The following is a 19224-nucleotide window of genomic DNA, read 5'->3' as shown; positions in this document are numbered from 1 at the left end:
CAGGCCGGGGGACATTTGCGCCAGGGGCCTACCGGCCGCTATGGGGCCCTCACGCGCGCGACAGGCCAAGCGGAGACACAGCCCGATCCACCCACGCCGTCGACACTACCCGTCCCACTCGCAACAGCGTCGTGTTCACTCTGCGAGGGCCCTTGCAAAAAGACGCTCCCTCAGATGGGAAAAGACCCAAAAAAAAGCCCCGGCGCGAGCCGGGGCTTTTCATTTCAGCAGCGTAGTGCCCGGATCAACGATCCGGACGGTGCGCCGTGTTGGCTTCGCCCTGGCGTTCCAGGAACTCCTTGGACGGTTCGTCCAGCTTGTCGCCCAGCATGCGGCGGACCACGATGAAGAACACCGGAATCATCAGCAGGCCCAGGAAGGTGGCAAACACCATGCCGCCGATCACGCCAGTACCGATGGCGTGACGGGCGTTGGCGCCGGCACCGGTGGACAGGGCCATCGGCACCACACCCATGATGAAGGCGAAGGAGGTCATCAGGATCGGGCGGAAACGCAGCCGGGAGGCTTCGATGGTCGCCTCGCGCAGGTTCTTGCCCGCGGCCCGCTGCTCCACCGCGAACTCCACGATCAGGATCGCGTTCTTGGCCGCCAGACCGATCACCGTGATCAGGCCGATCTTGAAGTACAGATCGTTGGGCAGGCCGCGTGCCAGCGAGAACGCCAGCGCACCGAGCACGCCCAGCGGCACCACCAGCAGCACCGCCACCGGGATGGACCAGCTTTCATACAGCGCGGCCAGGCACAGGAACACCACCACGATGGACAGCACCAGCAGCAGGGTGGCCGCGTTGCCCGCCAGGATTTCCTGGTAGGACATACCCGACCAGTCGTAGCCGAAGCCGGCCGGCAGGTCGTCGCTGACGATCCGCTCCATCGCCTGCATCGCTTCACCCGAGCTGCGCCCCGGTGCCTGCGAACCGACGATGTTGACCGCCGAATAACCGTTGTAGCGGCTCAGCGACGGCGGCGCGGACACCCACTCGGACTTCACCACGGTGCTCAGTGGAATCATCGCCTGGGTGCCATCGGCATTGGTCTGCAACGAACTCGGCGTGTAGAAGCTGTTGAGCGACTCCGCGCCGGTGCGGTACGGGCCATCGGCCTGCAGGGTCACCCGCTTGATGCGGCCTTCATAGAAGAAGTCGTTGACGTACACCGGGGCCAGCATCAGCTGGATGGTGCTGTACACGTCCGACACCGACAGGCCCATCGTCTGCGCCTGCACGCGGTCCACGTGCAACTGCAGCTGCGGCGCGTTTTCCAGGCCGTTGGGACGCACGCCGGTCAGCAGGTCGCTTTCCTGCGCGGCCTTGCCGAGCAGGATGTTGCGCGCCTGCGTCAGCTGGTCATAGCCGACGCCGCCACGGTCCTGCAGCCACATGTCGAAGCCGCCGAACTGGCCCAGGCCCTGCACGGTGGGCAGGTTGACCACGAAGATCTGTGCTTCCTTGATGCCGTAGAACGCGCCGTTCATGTTGTTGATGAACTCGGGCACGGTGATGTCGCGGTCGGCCCACGGCTTGAGCCGGATGAAGCCCATGCCGACGTTTTCGCCGGAACCGACGAAGCTGAAACCGGCCACCTGCAGCATGCCCTCGAAGCCATCCTGCTTCTCCAGCACCCCACGCATTTGCGCGAAGGCCGCGTTGGTCTGCGACTTGGTCGAGCCCGGCGGCAGCTGCACGATCGCCAGCGCATAGCCCTGGTCTTCCTCGGGCAGGAAGCTGCCCGGCATGCGCGTGAACAGGAAACCGCACAGCGCGGTGAGCACCACGAACAGGATCATCCAGCGCGGGGCATGCTTCACCGCCGAGGTGATGTGGCCCACGTAGGTGTTGCTGACCTTGTCGTAGTACTTGTTGAAGGTGCGGTAGACGATGTTCGGGTTGTCGTTGTGCGTCGGCTTGAGGAAGGTCGCGCACAGCGCCGGAGTGAAGCCCAGCGCCAGGAACGCCGAGAACGCCATGGCGATGGCGATGGTCAGCGCGAACTGCTTGTAGATTTCACCGGCCGCACCGCCCTGCAGGGCCGAAGGAATGAACACCGCCGCCAGCACCACGGTGATGGCCACCACCGCGCCGGTGATCTGGGTCATGGCCTTCTGGGTGGCGGCCTTGGGCGGCAGCTTCTCCTCGGTCATGATGCGTTCGACGTTCTCGATGACCACGATCGCGTCATCGACCACGATGCCGATCGCCAGCACCATCGCAAACAGGGTCAGCTGGTTGATGGTGAAGCCGATGATGCTCATGCCCAGGAACGTGCCGAGCAGCGCGACCGGGATGACCAGGGTGGGGATCAGCGTGGCGCGGAAGTTCTGCAGGAAGATCAGCATCACCAGGAACACCAGCGCGACCGCTTCGATCAGGGTCTTGACCACTTCCTCGATCGAGATCTTGACGAAGGTGGTGCTGTCGTACGGCGAGAACCAGCTCACACCGGCCGGGAAGCTCGGGGCCAGTTCGTCCATCTTGGCGGTGACCGAATTGGCCACGTTCAGGGCGTTGGCGCCCGGCAGCAGCTGGATCGCGAAGGCACCGGTCGGCTTGCCGTTGTACTGGGTGTCAAAGCCGTAGTTGTTGGCACCGAAGGCGATGCGGGCGATGTCCTTGAGCAGCACGCGCGAACCGTCGGCGTTGGCGCGCAGGATGATGTTCTCGAACTCCTGCGGCGAGCTGAAGCGACCTTCGGCCGAGACCGTGGCGGTGAAGTAGTGGCCTTCCGGAGACGGATCCGAACCCAGCGAACCGGCCGCGAACTGCACGTTCTGGTCCTTGATCGCGGCCAGCACCTGGCTGGCCGACAGGCCGTAACCCTGCATCTTCTCCGGGTTGAGCCAGATGTTCATGGCGTACTCGGAGCCGAACTGCTGGGTGCTGCCGACGCCGGGGATGCGCGAGATCTGGTCGAGCACGCGCGAACCGACGATGTCGTTGAGCGCGTCCCGGTTGATCGAGGGATTGTCGGACTGCAGCGCAACCACCATCAGGAAGCCGGCGTTGGCCTTGGCCACCACCACGCCCTGCTGGGTCACTTCGGTGGGCAGGCGGGGGGTCGCCAGCGACACCTTGTTCTGCACCTGGACCTGGGCGATGTCCGGATCGGTACCGGTCTCGAAGGTCAGGGTGATGGTGACGCGGCCGTTGGAGGCCGAGGAGGAGCTGAAGTACAGCAGGTGATCGATACCGGTCAGCTGCTGCTCGATCACCTGGGTGACCGACTTTTCGGCGGTGTCGGCACTGGCGCCGGGGTAGGTGGCGCTCACCGTCACCTGGGGCGGTGCGATGCTTGGATAGGACTCCACGCCCAGGCCAAGGATCGAGATCACGCCCGCAAGCGAGATCAGGATCGCGACCACCCAGGCGAAGACCGGGTGTTCAATGAAAAATTTAGGCATGACGGATGATTCCCGTTATTGCTTGTTCGGTTCGGCAGCCGGAGCGGCGTCGGACTTTTCGGCAGCGGCATCGGCCGGGGCGGCGGCATCAGGCTTGGCGGCGGCGGCCGGAGCCGCCCCTGCCGGCGCTGCGCCCGCCGGGGCCTGGCCATTGGCGTTGGCGGCGTTCGGATTCCAGGGGGCGGCCTTGGCCGGCGCGCCTTCCTTGACCTTCTGCACACCGGCCACGATCACCTGGTCGCCGGCTTCAAGACCGCCGCTGACCAGCCAGTTGCTGCCCTGCTGGCCTTCGCTCTTGACGTTCTTGCGGGCAACCTTGCCATCCTTCCCGACCACCAGCACGTAACCGCCGGTGGTGTCGCGCTGCAGCGCCTGCAGCGGCACCAGGTAGGCGTTGTTGCGCTCGCCCAGGGTCGCCTGGAAGCTGACGAAGGCGCCCGGCAGCAGGATCTGCTGCGGATTGGGCAGGACCGCGCGCAGCGACACCGCGCCGGTGGCCGGGTCGACGGTGGTCGAGGAGAAGTCCAGCGTGCCCGGCTGGTCGTAGACGGTGCCGTCGGACAGCTTGACCTGCACGGTGGACTTGCCGTCACCGCTCAACGCCAGCTGGCCCTTGGCCTGTGCAGCGCGCATCTGGGTCAGCTCGTCCACGCTCATCGAGAAGTTCACGTACAGCGGATCGAGCTGGTCAACGGTGGTCAGCAGGGTCACATCGCCCTGGCCCACCAGTGCGCCTTCGGTGACCTGCTGCTTGCCGGCGCGGCCGCTGATCGGCGAGGTCACTTCGGCGTAGCCGAGGTTGATCTTCGCGCTGGTCAGGGCGGCCTGGGCCTGCTGCACGGCCGCGGCGGCGGTGCGTTCGGTGGCCTCGGCGGCGTCCAGGTCGGACTTGGACACATACTGCTGCGGGACCAGCGAGCGGGCGCGGTTGGCAGCGGCCTTGGCGTTGGCATAGCTGGCCTGGGCCGAGGCCAGCTCGGCCTGGGAGGCGTTCAACGAGGCCTGCAGCGGCGCCGGATCGATCAGGAACAGGACCTGGCCCTGCTTGACGTCGGCACCTTCCTGATAGACGCGCTTGAGCAGCACGCCCGGTACGCGGGCGCGCACATCGGCGCTGCGGAAGGGCGACAGGCGGCCGACCAGCTCACGCTGCAGCGGCAGGGTCTGCGGCTTGGCTTCGATCACGCCCACTTCCGGCGGCGGGGGCGTCTGCTGCTCTGGCTTCTTGCAGGCGGTCAGTGCAACAGCAACTGCGCACGTCAGGGCAAGGGTGCGGAGTGGGGCGATCATCAGGAAAAACTCCGGTGTTGGTTTGAATGCGGAGCCGCGGCGGTTTCCGGCGTGGCGAACGCGCGCAGGAAGCTGTCAACGGAGAATTCTGCCCAGCGGTGGCGCGTGGCGGCGTCGTCCCGGTGGGGGGTATGGAAGCGCTGTTTCTCGAAATCCAATCCGGCGATCATGCTCAATAGCAGTTCAGCCATGAAGTGCGGGTCGTCATGCCCGAGCTGGCCCATGGCCATGCGCGTCTCGAGCCATTCAGCGACGTGAAGAACCAGCGCCCCGGCGCCATCGCGGTACAACGCGCGGGCTTCCTGGGGGAACTGGCCGGAGTCGGCCGCGATCAGGCGCCGGGCCTGGGCCACGTGTGGCTGGTTGCAGTGTTCGAGGTAGTCGCTGGCGAACTGCAGCAGGCTGCCGCGCAGGTCACCCTGGTCCAGACTGCGCAGCCCGGCGGTGGCACGGCTCACGTGCCGCTGCATCACCCGGCGCAGCAGTTCCTGCTTGCTGCCATAGCGGCTGTAAAGCGTCTGCTTGGAACACCCGGCCTGCTGCGCCACCGCCTCCATGCTGATCTGCATGCCCTGGGTGGCGAACAGATCACGCACAGCATCGAACACGCGCTGGTCGCGCGCATCCAGGCAGCTGGCGGCGGGGTGGGGGGGATTCACGCGATGGACTATACCGTCCAGTTCAGAATTGGAGAAGCCTTGTGTTTTGGCTGCTTTTGATACCCATCGTCAAGTTGCCACAGATTCGGCCGATGCTGCGTAGCGTAGAACTCTCACGCTGTCATCCGTACTCGTGCGAATTGACGTGCATGCCGATGTGCGAGACGTAAACGCCACCCAACCCGAATTGCCTTATTCCGTCCTGCAGCAAGGTATTTTTGTGCGGTAGGCCTACAATTTCATTTTCCCAACTGAGCAACACGCACCGCTCTGCCATGAAACCGCAAAAACCAGCAGCCAAGACCGTGAAAAACAAATCCAAACCAGCCGATACGCAGACTGTTTCGCCAGTGGGCTTCTCGCTGGAGCCGGTGTACACGGCCTTGCGCAAGCGCTACCCGTCCGCCGGGCAGGCCGAGGCAGTGGCGTTCGCCGCCGACTTCTACAAGCGCATGGAGGCGGACGAGTTCCCGCACCACACCGCCGAAGAGTGGGCCGCGCTTGCCGCCGACACGCTGGAGTTCGCGCGTGTGCGCAAGCCTGGCAAGGCCAACGTACGCGTGTTCAACCCGAGCCTGAAGGCGAACGGGTGGGAATCGCCGCATACCGTGCTGCAGATCGTCAATGACGACATGCCCTTCCTGGTCGACACGGTGACGATGTCGCTGGCCGAGCATGGCATCGGCGTGCATGTGCTGGGCCACCCGGTGATCCGCTTCGGCCGCGACAAGGCCGGCAAGCTGTCCGGCGTGGGCGAGGGCAATCCCGAATCGGTGATGCTGCTGGAAATCGACCGCCAGCCGGCCGAGGGCATGGGCGACGTCGAGCAGGCGATCACCAAGGCGCTGGATGAGGTGCGTGCCATCGTCAGCGATTGGGATGCCATGCGCAGCAAGGCCAAGAGCCTCGCCGACGACCTGGGTACCCGCCAGCTGCCGATCGACGCCGCTTCGCGTGCCGAAGCGCAGGAATTCCTGCGCTGGGCCGCCGACAACCACTTCACCTTCTTCGGCTACCGCGAATACCGCGTGGAGAAGCAGGGCAAGGAAGACGTGCTGGCACCGCTCAACGCCACCGGCCTGGGCCTGATGCGCGGCAAGGACAAGTCCGCCGCCCGTCCGGTCAAAACCCTGGCCGCGCAGGGCCTCAACGCCACCACCGGGTTGAAGGACGCGCTGATCCTGACCAAGACCAATGCCCGTTCGCGCGTGCATCGCGCCGGTTACATGGACTACATCGGCGTGCTGGAATTCGACGCCAAGGGCAAGATCATCGGTGAGCAGCGCTTCCTGGGCCTGTTCACCTCCAGTGCCTACAACCGCCGCCCGTGGGAAATCCCGCTGGTGCGCCAGCGCCACGAATACGTGATGAGCCAGTCCGGCCTGGCCCCCAGCAGCCACAGCGGCAAGGCCCTGCGCCACATCCTGGAAACCCTGCCGCGCGAAGAACTCTTCCAGTCCAGCGAAGACGAACTCTTCCGCACCGCCATGGGCGTGCTGGGCCTGCAGGAGCGCGTGCGCAGCCGCCTGTTCCTGCGTCGCGACAAGTACAGCCGCTTCATCTCCGCGCTGGTCTACCTGCCGCGCGAACGCTTCAACACCGATGTGCGCCTGCGCATCGAAGCCATGCTCAAGGACGCCCTGCAGGGCGAATACGTGGACAGCTCGGTGGTCCTGGGCGAATCCCCGCTTGCCCAGGTGCACCTGATCGTGCGCCCGAAGGCTGGCCAGACCCTGGAAGTGGACACCAGCGAACTGGAGCAGAAGCTTGCCCAGGTGCTGCGCAACTGGCAGGACGACCTGCGTGAGGCACTGGTGGCCCGCCACGGTGAAAGCGAAGGCCTGCGCATTGCCGCCCGCATCGGCAAGGCACTGCCGGCCGGCTACATCGAAGACTCCAGCACCGAGATCGCCGCCAACGACGTCAGCCAGCTCGACGCGCTGACCGGCCCGGACGACCTGCGCCTGAGCTTGCAGGCCGTGCAGCGCGAAGGTGGCGAAGGCCTGCGCCTGAAGCTGTATCGCCAGCTGGACGACATTCCGCTGTCGGACGCGCTGCCGATGATGGAAAACATGGGCCTGCGCGTGATCGCCGAGCGACCGTACCGGCTGACGGTCGACAACGCCCCGGTGTACGTGCAGGACTTCGAAGTGGAATCGGTGGCCGGTGCGATCGATGCACCGAGCGTGGATGCCGCCTTCGGCGAGACCTTCGCCCGCGTGTGGCACGGCGATGCCGAAAACGACGGCTTCAACCGCCTCGTGCTCGCCGCTGGCCTGCATTGGCGCCAGGTCGCGATGCTGCGTGGCTACTGCAAGTACCTGCTGCAGACCGGCGTGCCGTTCTCGCAGGCCTACGTGGAAGGGACCTTCACCCGTTACCCGCTGCTGGCGCGCCTGCTGGTGGAACTCTTCGAAGCCCGCTTCGATCCGGCTACCGGCCACGAAAGCAAGGACGCCATCGCCGAGGGCCAGGCCCAGCTGCGTGCACACCTGACCGTGCTTGCCGGCGGCGACGAGGCCACCCTGAAGGTGCTCAAGACCGTGGTCGATGCGCGCAAGGGCGACCGTGCCGCGCAGATGGATGCCGCGCGCGATGCGCTGCTGAAGCTGATGGACCGCGTGTCCAGCCTGGATGAAGACCGCATCCTGCGCAGCTTCATGGGCGTGATCGATGCGACCCTGCGTACCAGCTACTACCAGACCGATGCGGAAGGCCGTCCGGGCCACGTCATCAGCTTCAAGTTCGATTCGGCGCTGGTGCCGGACCTGCCCAAGCCGCGCCCGTACCGCGAAATCTTCGTGTATGGCCCGCGCGTGGAAGGCACCCACCTGCGCTTCGGTGCCGTGGCCCGTGGCGGCCTGCGCTGGTCGGACCGTCGCGAAGACTTCCGTACCGAAGTGCTGGGCCTGGTCAAGGCGCAGATGGTCAAGAACACGGTCATTGTGCCGGTCGGCGCCAAGGGCGGCTTCTTCGCCAAGATGCCGCCGGTGAACGGCGACCGCGATGCGGTGTTCGCCAACGGCGTGGCCTGCTACAAGCTGTTCATCCAGGGCCTGCTGGACATCACCGACAACATCGTCAACAACAAGATCGTGCCGCCGGTGGACGTGGTTCACCATGACATGGACGACCCGTACCTGGTGGTGGCCGCCGACAAGGGCACCGCGACCTTCTCCGACATCGCCAACGGCCTGGCCATCGCGCACGGCTTCTGGATGGGCGATGCGTTCGCCTCCGGTGGTTCGGTCGGTTACGACCACAAGGGCATGGGCATCACCGCACGCGGTGCGTGGGAATCGGTCAAGCGCCACTTCCGTGCCCTGGGCCGTGACAGCCAGAGCCAGGACTTCACCACCGTGGGTGTCGGCGACATGTCCGGCGACGTGTTCGGCAACGGCATGCTGCTGTCGCGCCATATCCGCCTGGTTGCCGCGTTCGATCACCGCCACATCTTCCTGGACCCGAATCCGGATGCGGCCAGCACGTTTGTCGAACGCGAGCGCCTGTTCACCGTGCCGCGCTCCAGCTGGGCCGACTACGACGCCAAGCTGATCAGCAAGGGCGGTGGCATCTTCCCGCGCTCGTTGAAGTCCATCGAGATTACCCCGCAGGTACGTGAGGCGCTGGGCCTGGAAGACAACGTCAAGGCGATGTCGCCCAACGACCTGATGAGCGCCATCCTCAAGGCTCCGGTGGACCTGCTGTGGAATGGCGGCATCGGCACCTACGTCAAGGCGTCGACCGAGCAGCACAGCGATGTCGGCGACCGCGCCAACAACGCGCTGCGCGTCAACGGTGGCGAGCTGCGTTGCAAGGTGGTGGGCGAGGGCGGCAACCTGGGCATGACCCAGCTGGGCCGCATCGAAGCGGCGCAGGCCGGCGTGCTGCTCAACACCGACTTCATCGACAACTCGGCCGGTGTGGATACCTCCGACCACGAAGTCAACATCAAGATCCTGCTCAACGATGTGGTGCGGGCCAAGAAGTTGACCGTCGAACAGCGCAACAAGCTGCTGGCCTCGATGACCGACGAAGTGGCCGCGCTGGTGCTCAATGACAACTACCGCCAGAACCAGGCCTTGAGCCTGATGGAACGGATGGCGGTCAAGCGCCTGGGCTCCAAGCAGCACTTCATCCGGACGCTGGAGCAGCAGGGCCTGCTCGATCGCCAGATCGAGTTCCTGCCCTCCGACGCCGAGCTGTCCGCGCGCAAGGCACGTGGCCAGGGCCTGACCCGTCCGGAGCTGTCGGTGCTGCTGTCCTATTCCAAGCTGGTGGCCTTCCAGCAGCTGCTGGAATCGGACATCCCGGAAGATCCGTACCTGTCCAAGGAGCTGCAGCGTTACTTCCCCACGCCGCTGCAGAAGAAGTACGCCGATGCGATGGAGCGTCACCGCCTGAAGCGCGAAATCATCGCCACGGCCGTGACCAACCAGACCATCAACCGCATGGGCGCCACCTTCCTGATGCGCATGCAGGAAGACACCGGCCGCACCGTGGCCGAGGTCGCCAAGGCGTACACGATCAGCCGTGAAACGCTGGACGCGCGCGCCCTGTGGGCACAGATCGACGCCCTCGACGGTACGCTGCCGGAGTCGGTGCAGATCGACGCGCTGGAAGTGATCTGGAAGCTGCAGCGTTCGTTCGTGCGCTGGCTGCTGTCGCGCCCGGGTGCCATGCCCGGCATCACCGAGGCGGTGAACCGCTACCAGGCAGCCTTCAACGACATCCGCGTCGCCTCCGGCGTGCTGCCCGATTCGCAGCGTCCGTCCTACGAGGCCAGCGTGGCCGAGTGGAAGGAGAAGGGCCTGCCGCCGGCCCTGGCGCAGCAGTTGTCCGAGCTGCAGTTCCTTGAACCGGCGTTCGACATCATCGAACTGGCCCGTACCCGCAAGCTCAAGCCGGTGGACGTCTCCAAGGTCCACTTCCGCCTGGGCGACGCGTTGCAGCTGCCGTGGCTGTTCGAGCAGATCGACGCGCTGGAGGTCAACGGCCGCTGGCACGCCGTGGCCCGTGGCGTGCTGCGCGACGAGCTGGCCGCCCATCACCGCAACCTGGCTGCCCAGGTGCTGTCGATGAAGGGGTCCAGCGCCGAAGCCAAGGTTGCCGCCTGGATCGGCCGCGACGACAGCAGCCTGCGCTTCACGCTGTCGATGCTGGCCGAACTGGCCGAGCAGAAGACGCTGGACTACCCGACCGTGTCGGTCGCGGTGCAGCGTCTGGGCCAGCTGGCCGCGCATGGTGCGTAAGCGGTAGCGCCGGGCGCTGCCCGGTGGCATGAAAAGGAAACGGCCCCGCAATCGCGGGGCTGTTTTCGTTTCCGCTCGCGCCGGCCGCTGGCCGGCAATCGCACGGTCCCTGTCTGCGGTGCGTAGAAGCGGCCCGCGGCCGGTACGACCGGGTATGCTCTTGTTGGCATACCCCACCCGGATCCACCGATGAGCGACACCCCCCGTATCGCCTTCCTGGCCAGCAACACCGAAGCTGCACAGCAGGCCCTGGCCGCGATGCTGGCCCGTTATGGTGCGTGCGCGCCCGAGCAGGCCGATGTGCTGTGCCCGCTGGGCGGCGACGGCTTCATGCTGCAGACCCTGCATCGCTACGCGGCGCTGGGCAAGCCGGTGTTCGGCATGAAGCTGGGCACGGTGGGGTTCTTGATGAACCAGTTCCGTGACGACGACCTGCCGGCACGGCTGGACGCGGCCGAGCCGGCGCACCTGCGGCCGCTGGAGATGCTGGCACTGACCGAGTCGGGCACCACCACCGGGTCGCTGGCCTACAACGACGTCTCGCTGCTGCGCCAGACCCGCCAGGCGGCGCACATCGGCGTGGACCTCAACGGGCAGGAGCGCGTGGCCGAGCTGATCGGTGACGGGGTACTGGTGGCCACGCCGGCCGGCAGCACCGCCTACAACTACTCTGCGCACGGCCCGATCCTGCCGCTGGGCTCGCACACCATCGCGCTGACCCCGCTGGCCCCGTACCGCCCACGTCGCTGGCGCGGGGCGATCCTCAAGGCCGACACCGAAGTCCGCTTCCGCGTGCTGGACCCGTACAAGCGTCCGGTCAGCGTCACTGCCGATTCGCACGAGACCCGCGACGTGGTCGAGGTGACCATCCGCGAGTCGCGCGAGCGCCGGGTGACCTTGTTGTTCGATCAGGAGCACAACCTGGAAGACCGCATCCTCAGCGAACAGTTCATGTTCTGAGCAGGGCTGGCCGTGGCGGCCACGCACTGTGGGACAATGGCTGGCCGGCCGCTGCGGCCGCATTGGATTGCTGAGTGCCATGGGCGACAACACCCCCCGTCTGCTGACCGTCGCGGTGACCTCGCGCGCGCTGTTCGACCTGGAAGAAGGCCACGCGCTGTTCGAGGCCGAAGGCGTGGACGCCTACGCCGAGTACCAGCGCAAGCACGAGGATGACGTGCTGCGCCCGGGCGTGGCATTCCCGGTGGTGCGCAAGCTGCTGGCGCTCAACCAGGGCCAGTCGCCGGAGTCGCCGCGGGTGGAAGTGATCCTGCTTTCGCGCAATTCGGCCGACACCGGCCTGCGCATCTTCAACTCGATCCAGCACTACGGCCTGGGCATCGTCCGCGCCACGTTCACCGCCGGCGAACCGACCTGGCCGTACGTGAAGCCGTTCGGCACCGATCTGTTCCTGTCGGCCAATCCCGAATCGGTGCGACGCGCGCTGCTGCACGGTATCGCTGCCGCCACCATCCTGCCCAAGCCGCCGGGCGAGACCATCGCCGCGGCCGAGCAGGTGGACATGGGGCGTCCGCTGGGCCAGCTGCGCATCGCTTTCGATGGCGACGCGGTGATCTTCGGCGATGAGAGCGAGCGCATCTCACGTGAGCAGGGCGTGGAAGCCTTTGGCCGGCACGAACGCGAGAACGCGCGCGAGCCGCTCAGTGGCGGCCCGTTCCGCAATTTCCTTTCGGCGCTGCACACGCTGCAGGCGGTGTTCCCGTCCGGCGAGGATGCGCCGATCCGTACCGCGCTGGTCACTGCGCGTTCGGCGCCGGCGCATGAGCGGGTGATCCGCACCCTGCGCGAGTGGGGCGTGCGCCTGGATGAGGCGCTGTTCCTGGGCGGCCGCCACAAGGTGCCGTTCCTGGAAGCGTTCGGCGCGGACATCTTCTTCGACGATTCGCAGCACAACATCGACAGCGCCCGCCAGCACCAGAGCGTGGCGGCCGGGCACGTGCCGCATGGCGTGGCCAACGACGGCTGATCGGCGCGCGGCGTACCCACCCACGGTGGGTGGCTAACGGATCGGCAACACCATCGGCGGTGTGGGCTCGGCCTGGCCCAGCGGCAGGCGGATGTCCACCAGCTTCCAGCGCAGGCCCGACCGCTGCAGCACGAACACCACCGGCTCACCCTGCGCGGTATGGGTGGTGGCGGTGAAGCGCGACAGGGATTCGAAATGGTGCTCGGCTCCCTGCAGCGGACGTGGCTTGCGCGGCGCTGCGTAGGTGTCGTTGCTTTCCAGGTCGTTGCTGGCGCGTTTCCACAGGGTGTGGCCTTCCATCAGCGCGCCGATCCCGGCCGGGGTCACCATCGCATCCACGGCGGTGCCGGTGAGCGTCTCACTCGCCGAGAGCAGCAGCGCGCCGAGCAGGTTGGACTGCACCTCCGGCCCGGCGCGACGGACCACGTAGTCATTGAGCTGCGCGCGCAGGTTGGCGCGCAGCATCGGGAAGTCGACGTAGCGGTCGAGTTTGGCGGTGTCGCGGGCCTCGATGGCCTGGGCCAGTCCGCGCACGGTCAGGTACGGGCCGCTGAACAGGACGCCTGCGAGCAACAGCAGCAGGGCGAGCAGCAACCAGGGCAGTTTCTTCATTCGTCACGCATCTTCGCAAGGCATTGCGCCGAGCTTGCCGCAGTGCGTGTCAGTCGGTGTGAACGCTACTGGCTGGGTGAGCGCCCGCCGCGCAGGAACGCGGCGACCAGGCGCGCGCGTTCGTCCGGCTGCAGCGCGTCCACGCGGGTGTCAAGGATCTGCTCCAGATTGCGCACCCGGGTGGTGCCGAGGACGCCGCTGGCGATGCCAGGATGCTGCAGGACATAGGCGAAGGCAGTCTGCGCGGGGGTCTGCGAGTGCACTGCGGCGACCGCGCGCTGCATGCCGCGTGCGCTGCGCATCAACTGGCGGCTGGAAGGCTTCAGCCAGGCGCGCGCCAGGTACCACGCATCGGCCAGGCGCGGCACGCGGGGGCGGGCGGGCAGCAGGTGGCCTTGTGCCAATACGGTGCCGGCCAGCACGCCGATGCCGGCATCGTGCATGGCCGTGATCAGCGGCTCGCGGTCCTGCTGCAGCGCGTTGTAGTCGATCAGCGCGACATCGAACAGCGTCGGGTGGTCGACCAGATGCTGCATCGTCGCGCCGGTGTGGGTATTGATGCCGAGCAGGCGGAACATGCCGTTGCGACGCATGCGCGCCAGTGCGCCGAGCAGTTCATCGTTGATCTGCTCCAGGCCGATGCCGTGCAGCTGGAAGATATCCAGGTGATCGCACTGCAGGTTGCGCAGCGAAGCGGCGCAGCTGCGCTCGATCGCCTCCGGGGAAAAATCCCGTTGTTCGGCGCCGCTCACCCCGGCCTGGCCGGTCAGCGTGCCGCCCTTGCTGGAGATCACCAGGCCATCGCGTGGATGGCTGGCGAAGGCGCGTTGCAGGATGCGGCCCAACCGCGGTTCGGCGTTGAAGGCCGAGTAGTTGTGGCCGGTGTCGAACAGGTTGACCCCGCGTTCCAGCGCACGCCGCACGATGCGTTCGGCCTCGGCTTCGGCGAAGCGACGGTTGCCCCAGAACCCCGAGCAGCCCAGGGCGATCTGCGATACCTGCAGGCCGCTGCGGCCCAGGGGACGACGCGGAAGGGGGAAAGTGGCTGCCATCGTGCTCAGAATTCAAGATCCAGCGCGGCGCACAGGTAGTCCACGAACGGGCCCAGCGTGACCAGGTCGGCGGCGATGGTCTGGCGCAGGCGCGGCCCGGTCATGGTGGCGTCGTCCAGCGAGCGCCAGAACACCCAGTTGCGGTGCTTGAGATCGTCGATGAACTCGAAGTCCGGCTCGAAGCCGCGCGGCGGGCGCACCAGCTTTTCGCTCTGCTCGAAATCGAACTTATTCCGCAGCACCGGCGAGTGCGCGGCGGCCTTCCAGCTGCCCGGGTTGTCGACGATGAAATGCCGCACCTTGCGCTGCGTGGCCGGCTCGGGATGCCACAGCCCGGCACCGACGAAACTTTCCCCCGGTTGCAGGTGGATGTAGAACGACGGCGCGGGCACCTGCTTGCGGCGCTCATGGAACAGGCGCGCGCCTTGCCAGCTCTTGTAAGGTGACTTGTCGTTGGAGAAGCGCGCGTCGCGATAGATGCGGAACAGCGAGCCGCCGACGCCCCGCGGATCGGCGCGGAAGTGCTCGCTCACTGCGGCCAGGTCTGGCTGCAGGTCGGCGATCAGCCGTAGGAACGGCTGGCGCACATGTTCTTCGTACTGCGGCTTGTGCTCGTTGAACCAGGCCTTGTCGTTGTGGCGGGCCAGGCCGCGCAGGAAGGTGAAGCTCTTGGGGCTGAAATAGCTGCTCACAGGTTCTGCTCCAGGTCGGTGCCCCAGTCGCGCAGCTGCTGCAGCAGCGCGAGCTTGCCGGGGTCGGTGGCATGTTCGGTGGCCAGCGCGTCCAGCTGCTGCCGGAACTGCGGCAGGTTCTGCTCGCCCAGTGCGGCATCGCCGAGCAGGCGCTGGCGACGGTAGTCGTTCCAGCGGGTGCGCTCGGCCGCATCCAGGGTGGGCAGATGATTGCGCGCCCGGTAGCGGAACAGCAGCTCGGGCATGCGTGGATCGCGCAGGCGCTCGGCGAAGCTGGCCAGTTCGGACGGTGGACTGGTGCGGATGCGGGTCATCAGTGCCTTGTCGCCATCGGCAAGGAAGCCGTCATACAGGGAGGCATCGACATCGCTCGGCGGCAACACGCGCTCGCCGCCGAATACCTGCCGCACCTTCTCGGCCAGTGCCGGGGCGAGTTCGCGCAGGCGTGCGGCCTTGGCCTCGATCGCGGCCACGTCCAGGCCAAGGCGTGCATGGTCGGCGGCCCGCAGGTGGTTCCAGGCGACCAGCGCCGGCACCTTGTTCACGTGCACTTCCTTGAGCGGCACGCGCTGTTCGCCCTCGGCCAGGTCCGCCGTGCGCGTGTACAGGCGCGCGGCGATGGTCTCGGCGGGCAGCGCCAGCAGCGCGTCGATGTCGCCGTCCAGGTCGAACACGATGATGCGGTTGCTGATGTAGGGGTGCCGCGCCAGCGGCAGCACCGGCGCGGCGCACATGCGCTGGGCGGGATAACGCATCGAGATGTGCAGCACCGGCTGCATCGCATCGACGTCGAGCAGGCTGCCGACAAAACGCTTGTCGCGCAGCTTCAGCGCGTAGTCCCACAGGCGCGGCTGGGCCTGCTTGAACAGGCGCGCCATGCCGATGGTGGCATGCACGTCCGACAGCGCTTCGTGCGCATCGCCCTGGCGCACGTTGTTGGCGGTGGCCAGGTGTTCGAGCTTGAACGAGGTGGCACCGTCTTCGCGCTGCGGCCAGACCATGCCTTCGGGGCGCAGCGCGTGCAGCAGGCGCATCATGTCCAGCAGATCCCAGCGCGAGTTTCCGTTGCGCCACTCGCGCTCATAGGGATCGAAGAAATTGCGGAACAGCCCGTGGCGCACGAACTCATCATCGAAGCGCAGCGTGTTGTAGCCCAGCGAGCAGGTGCCCGGCCGCGCCATCAGGTCGTTGATGCGCGAGAACGCCTCGGCCTCGCTCACGCCGGTGGCGAGCGCGTGCTGCGGGGTGATGCCGGTGATCAGCGTGGCTACCGGCGAGGGCAGCAGGTCGTCGGCCGGCTTGACGTAGAAGCTGACCGGCGCGTCGATGATGTTGAGCTCGGCGTCGGTACGGATCGCGGCGAACTGCGCGACGCGGGTGCGGCGTGGGTCCTGGCCGAAGGTTTCCAGGTCGTAGAACAGGAAGCTGTCTGCCATCAGTGTGCGCCCTCCAGTACGGGCAGCTGCGCGTGCACGAGGCGCTCCAGTGCGTGCCAGTCGATGTGATCCAGGCTGTCGTGCCCGGCGGTGGCGTCTTCCAGGATGCGTCGCTGCAGTTCGGTGCGCTCCAGCGCCACCGCGTAGGGCGTGTGCAGGAAGGTCACCATCGTGTAATGCGGCACGAAACGGGTCGGCCAGCGCGCCTGCAGCGCCTGTTCCAGTTCACGCTGCAGCAGGAACGCCGGGTCGGCGACGCGGTCGCGCATTTCCAGGTAGTTCTCCAGCGCCATCTGCTGGATGGCCTCGGCATTCGGCTTGCGATCGGCTTCAAACGCGGCGAAGGCGTCGGCCAGCGAATCCTGTTCCAGCAGGTGGCCGGCCAGCGCCACGCAATCCTCGAACGCGCAGTTCATGCCCTGGCCGTGGAAGGGCACCATCGCATGGGCGGCATCGCCGAGCAGCACCGCGCGGCCCTGCAGATGCCAGTGGGTCAGGTGCAGCGTGCCGAGCAGGCCGGGCGGATGTTCTTCCCAGTCGCGGCGCAGGTTGGGGATCAGCGCCAGTGCGTCGGGGAAGTCACGCGCGAACAGCGCTTCGGCTTCGGCCCCGGTGGTGGTGGTGGCAAAGCTCGGGTCACCCCTGTTGGGCAGGAACAGGGTGACGGTGAAGGTGCCTTCGTCGTTGGGCAGCGCGATGCACATGTAGTGGCCGCGCGGCCAGATATGCAGGGCGTTGGCCTCGATGCGGAAGCCACCGTCGGCGGTTGGCGGGATCTCCAGCTCCTTGTAGGAGTGGTCGAGGAAGTCGATGCGTTCGTCCAGCGGCTGCTTGCGGTTCATCGCCGCCCGCAGCGCCGAGCCGGCACCGTCGGCACCGATCAGGGTGTCGAAGCGGATGTCGTGCGGCTGGTCATCGCGGTCGTCGATGAAGCGTGCGTAGCCGGCGTCGAAATCAACGGTGTGCAGGCGGCGATGGAAGTGCACGCTCGCCCCGGCATCTTCGGCCAGCTGCAGCAGGGTGATGTTGAGGTCCTTGCGGTGGATGGACCAGATCACTTCGCTGTCGTCGCGGCCATAACGCTGCAGCTGCGCATCGCCCTGGCGCGGGTGGATCATGCGCCCGCGCATCATCACCGCCTTGGCCATGACCGCGTCTTCGACACCGGCCTGGCGCAGCGCATTGCGGCCGCGTTCGGCCAGGGCCAGGTTGATCGAGCGGCCGGACTCGTAGTCGCTGATGCGCGGGTCGCCGCGGCGTTCGTACAGGGTGATCCGCCAGCCCTGGCGGGACAGCAGGATGGCGAGCAGGGAGCCGGCCAGGCCGGCGCCGATGATGCTCAACGAGCGGGAGGGGGTAGCGATCAAGTCGGTGTCCGCAAGGGGGAAGGGGCGCGGCTTAGTGGCCGGCCCAGGCGTCCACTTCATCGATGAAGTGGTGCAGGTCCTGGTAACGGTTGTACGCCGGGGTGGGCGAGATGCGGATGACATCCGGTTCGCGCCAGTCGCCGAGCACGCCTACGGTCTGCAGGTACTCGAACAGGCTGCGACCACGCTCGCGCCCGCCGATGACGCGCAGCGAGAGCTGGCAGCCACGGCGTTCGGGTTCGCTGGGGGTGAGCACCTCGAGCACGCGCGGCAGGCGCGCACGCACGAGGGCATCGAGCAGGCCGGTCAGGCGCAGCGATTTCTCGCGGAGGGCGGCAATGCCGCCGGCCTTGTCGACCACGTCCAGGGCCGCGCGCAGCGGCGCCAGGCCCAGCACCGGGGGGTTGCTGAGCTGCCAGCCTTCGGCACCGGCGGTGGGCACGAACTGCGCGGCCATCTTGAAACGGGTGGCTTCCTCATGGCCCCACCAGCCGGCGAAGCGGGGCAGGGTGGTGTCGCGGTGGTGGCGTTCGTGGACGAAGCAGCCGGCGACCGCGCCGGGACCGGCGTTGAGATACTTGTAGTGGCACCAGACGGCGAAATCCGGGGCGATGTCGTGCAGCTGCAGCGGTACGTTGCCGACCGAATGGGCCAGGTCGAAGCCGATGCGGGCGCCCTGCAGGCGCGCCATGCGGGTGATGGCGTCCAGGTCGAACACCTGGCCGCTGCGGTACTGGACGCCCGGCCACAGCACCAGCGCCAGGCGCGGGCCGTGTTCGGCGATGGCGCGTTCGATGGCCTGGAGGGAAATGGTGCCGTTGGGTTCGTCGGGCTGGACTTCGATGAGGTCGGTGGCCGGGTCGAAGCCGTGGAAGCGGATCTGCGATTCGACGGCGTGGCGGTCGGTGGGGAAGGCGCCGGCTTCGATGAGGATGGCCGGGCGCTGTGCGGTGGGCCGGTAGAAGCTGACCATCATCAGGTGGAGGTTGACGCTGAGGGTGTTCATGGCGATCACTTCGCTGGGCAGCGCGCCGACGATGCGGGCAAGCTGTTCGCTGACCAGGCGGTGGTAGCGCAGCCACTGGGTGTCACCGGTGAAGTGGCCTTCGACGGCCAGGCTGGCCCATTTGTCCATGACGTCCTGGACGGCGGCACGGGCGCCGCGCGGTTGCAGGCCGAGCGAGTTGCCGACGAAGTAGGTCTGGTCGCGATGGTTGTGCTGGGGGAAGACGAATTCGCTGCGGATGGCGCGCAGGGGATCGGCGGCGTCCAGGGCAACGGCATGGGTGCGGCTGAGAATGTCGGACATGGTGCAACCAGCGTGACAGTGGCGGACAGTTTATCCGGTGGTGGGGGTGTGGGGTGTTTGTGGGGTGTGTGTTGGTAAAGGCAACAGCCAAGGCAAGAGGCCAACAGCTGGCGGCCAGCGTCAACTGCTGCGGCCAACGCCAACGCCAAC

11 protein-coding genes and 1 pseudogene are annotated in these 19224 nt (G+C 66.9%); 3 read left to right on the top strand and 9 right to left on the bottom strand.

Annotation, left to right across the window (positions count from 1 at the left end; all coding sequences use genetic code 11):
- Nucleotides 1-244: 244 nt before the first annotated feature.
- The 3 genes from RTO53_RS13620 to RTO53_RS13610 are packed head-to-tail and all read right to left on the bottom strand — an operon-like array spanning nt 245 to nt 5367.
- Nucleotides 245-3418 (bottom strand): multidrug efflux RND transporter permease subunit, encoded by a 3174-nt coding sequence (locus tag RTO53_RS13620; RefSeq protein WP_312238292.1) that lies wholly within the window; start codon nt 3416-3418, stop codon nt 245-247.
- 15 nt (nt 3419-3433) lie between these two features.
- Entirely contained in the window at nt 3434-4708 is a 1275-nt protein-coding gene (locus RTO53_RS13615) for an efflux RND transporter periplasmic adaptor subunit (RefSeq protein WP_312238291.1), read from the bottom strand.
- Entirely contained in the window at nt 4708-5367 is a 660-nt protein-coding gene (locus RTO53_RS13610) for a TetR/AcrR family transcriptional regulator (RefSeq protein ID WP_312238290.1), read from the bottom strand. Before RTO53_RS13610 ends, RTO53_RS13615 begins: the two co-directional genes overlap by 1 nt.
- Before the next feature lie 359 nt (nt 5368-5726).
- Here RTO53_RS13610 and RTO53_RS13605 point away from each other — a divergent pair.
- The 3 genes and pseudogenes from RTO53_RS13605 to RTO53_RS13595 all read left to right on the top strand — a co-directional run.
- Nucleotides 5727-10619: pseudogene (locus RTO53_RS13605) on the top strand (NAD-glutamate dehydrogenase domain-containing protein); the annotation flags it as partial.
- Between the two features lie 189 nt (nt 10620-10808).
- Entirely contained in the window at nt 10809-11579 is a 771-nt protein-coding gene (locus RTO53_RS13600; RefSeq protein WP_312238288.1) for an NAD kinase, read from the top strand.
- A 79-nt stretch (nt 11580-11658) separates the two neighbouring features.
- Nucleotides 11659-12606 carry a 5'-nucleotidase gene (locus RTO53_RS13595; protein WP_312238287.1) on the top strand — a complete coding sequence of 316 codons (948 nt, stop codon included), beginning with the start codon at nt 11659-11661 and terminating at the stop codon, nt 12604-12606.
- Between the two features lie 33 nt (nt 12607-12639).
- Here the strand turns inward: RTO53_RS13595 and RTO53_RS13590 are convergent, their stop codons facing one another.
- The 6 genes from RTO53_RS13590 to kynU all read right to left on the bottom strand — a co-directional run bounded on the left by RTO53_RS13590 (nt 12640) and on the right by kynU (nt 19074).
- Nucleotides 12640-13218, bottom strand: a complete 579-nt coding sequence (locus tag RTO53_RS13590) for a DUF2939 domain-containing protein (RefSeq protein WP_312238286.1) — start codon at nt 13216-13218, stop codon at nt 12640-12642.
- Between the two features lie 65 nt (nt 13219-13283).
- On the bottom strand, nt 13284-14270 hold the full coding sequence (locus RTO53_RS13585; protein WP_312238285.1) for an aldo/keto reductase: 987 nt from the start codon (nt 14268-14270) through the stop codon (nt 13284-13286).
- A 5-nt stretch (nt 14271-14275) separates the two neighbouring features.
- Nucleotides 14276-14962, bottom strand: a complete 687-nt coding sequence (locus tag RTO53_RS13580; RefSeq protein WP_312238284.1) for a DUF2461 domain-containing protein — start codon at nt 14960-14962, stop codon at nt 14276-14278.
- On the bottom strand, nt 14959-16398 hold the full coding sequence (gene sbcB, locus RTO53_RS13575; RefSeq protein WP_312238283.1) for an exodeoxyribonuclease I: 1440 nt from the start codon (nt 16396-16398) through the stop codon (nt 14959-14961). The genes RTO53_RS13580 and sbcB overlap by 4 nt, the downstream gene beginning before the upstream one ends.
- The gene (locus RTO53_RS13570; RefSeq protein WP_312238282.1) at nt 16398-17765 is read right to left on the bottom strand and encodes an NAD(P)/FAD-dependent oxidoreductase; all 1368 of its coding nucleotides are present in this window, start codon (nt 17763-17765) and stop codon (nt 16398-16400) included. Before RTO53_RS13570 ends, sbcB begins: the two co-directional genes overlap by 1 nt.
- 31 nt (nt 17766-17796) lie before the next feature.
- Nucleotides 17797-19074, bottom strand: a complete 1278-nt coding sequence (kynU, locus tag RTO53_RS13565; protein WP_312238281.1) for a kynureninase — start codon at nt 19072-19074, stop codon at nt 17797-17799.
- Between the last annotated feature and the right edge of the window lie 150 nt (nt 19075-19224).

This window comes from Stenotrophomonas sp., assembly GCF_031995405.1.
Taxonomy (GTDB): Bacteria; Pseudomonadota; Gammaproteobacteria; order Xanthomonadales; family Xanthomonadaceae; genus Stenotrophomonas.
This window is presented reverse-complemented; position numbering and strand designations above follow the sequence as displayed.

Excerpts from the sequence above, each read along its gene's own strand:
- sbcB (WP_312238283.1), bottom strand. The coding sequence starts at position 16,398 with ATGGCAGACAGCTTCCTGTTCTACGACCTGGAAACCTTCGGCCAGGAC.
- RTO53_RS13615 (WP_312238291.1), bottom strand. The coding sequence starts at position 4,708 with ATGATCGCCCCACTCCGCACCCTTGCCCTGACGTGCGCAGTTGCTGTT.
- RTO53_RS13595 (WP_312238287.1), top strand. The coding sequence starts at position 11,659 with ATGGGCGACAACACCCCCCGTCTGCTGACCGTCGCGGTGACCTCGCGC.
- kynU (WP_312238281.1), bottom strand. The coding sequence starts at position 19,074 with ATGTCCGACATTCTCAGCCGCACCCATGCCGTTGCCCTGGACGCCGCC.
- RTO53_RS13590 (WP_312238286.1), bottom strand. The coding sequence starts at position 13,218 with ATGAAGAAACTGCCCTGGTTGCTGCTCGCCCTGCTGCTGTTGCTCGCA.
- RTO53_RS13600 (WP_312238288.1), top strand. The coding sequence starts at position 10,809 with ATGAGCGACACCCCCCGTATCGCCTTCCTGGCCAGCAACACCGAAGCT.
- RTO53_RS13585 (WP_312238285.1), bottom strand. The coding sequence starts at position 14,270 with ATGGCAGCCACTTTCCCCCTTCCGCGTCGTCCCCTGGGCCGCAGCGGC.
- RTO53_RS13620 (WP_312238292.1), bottom strand. The coding sequence starts at position 3,418 with ATGCCTAAATTTTTCATTGAACACCCGGTCTTCGCCTGGGTGGTCGCG.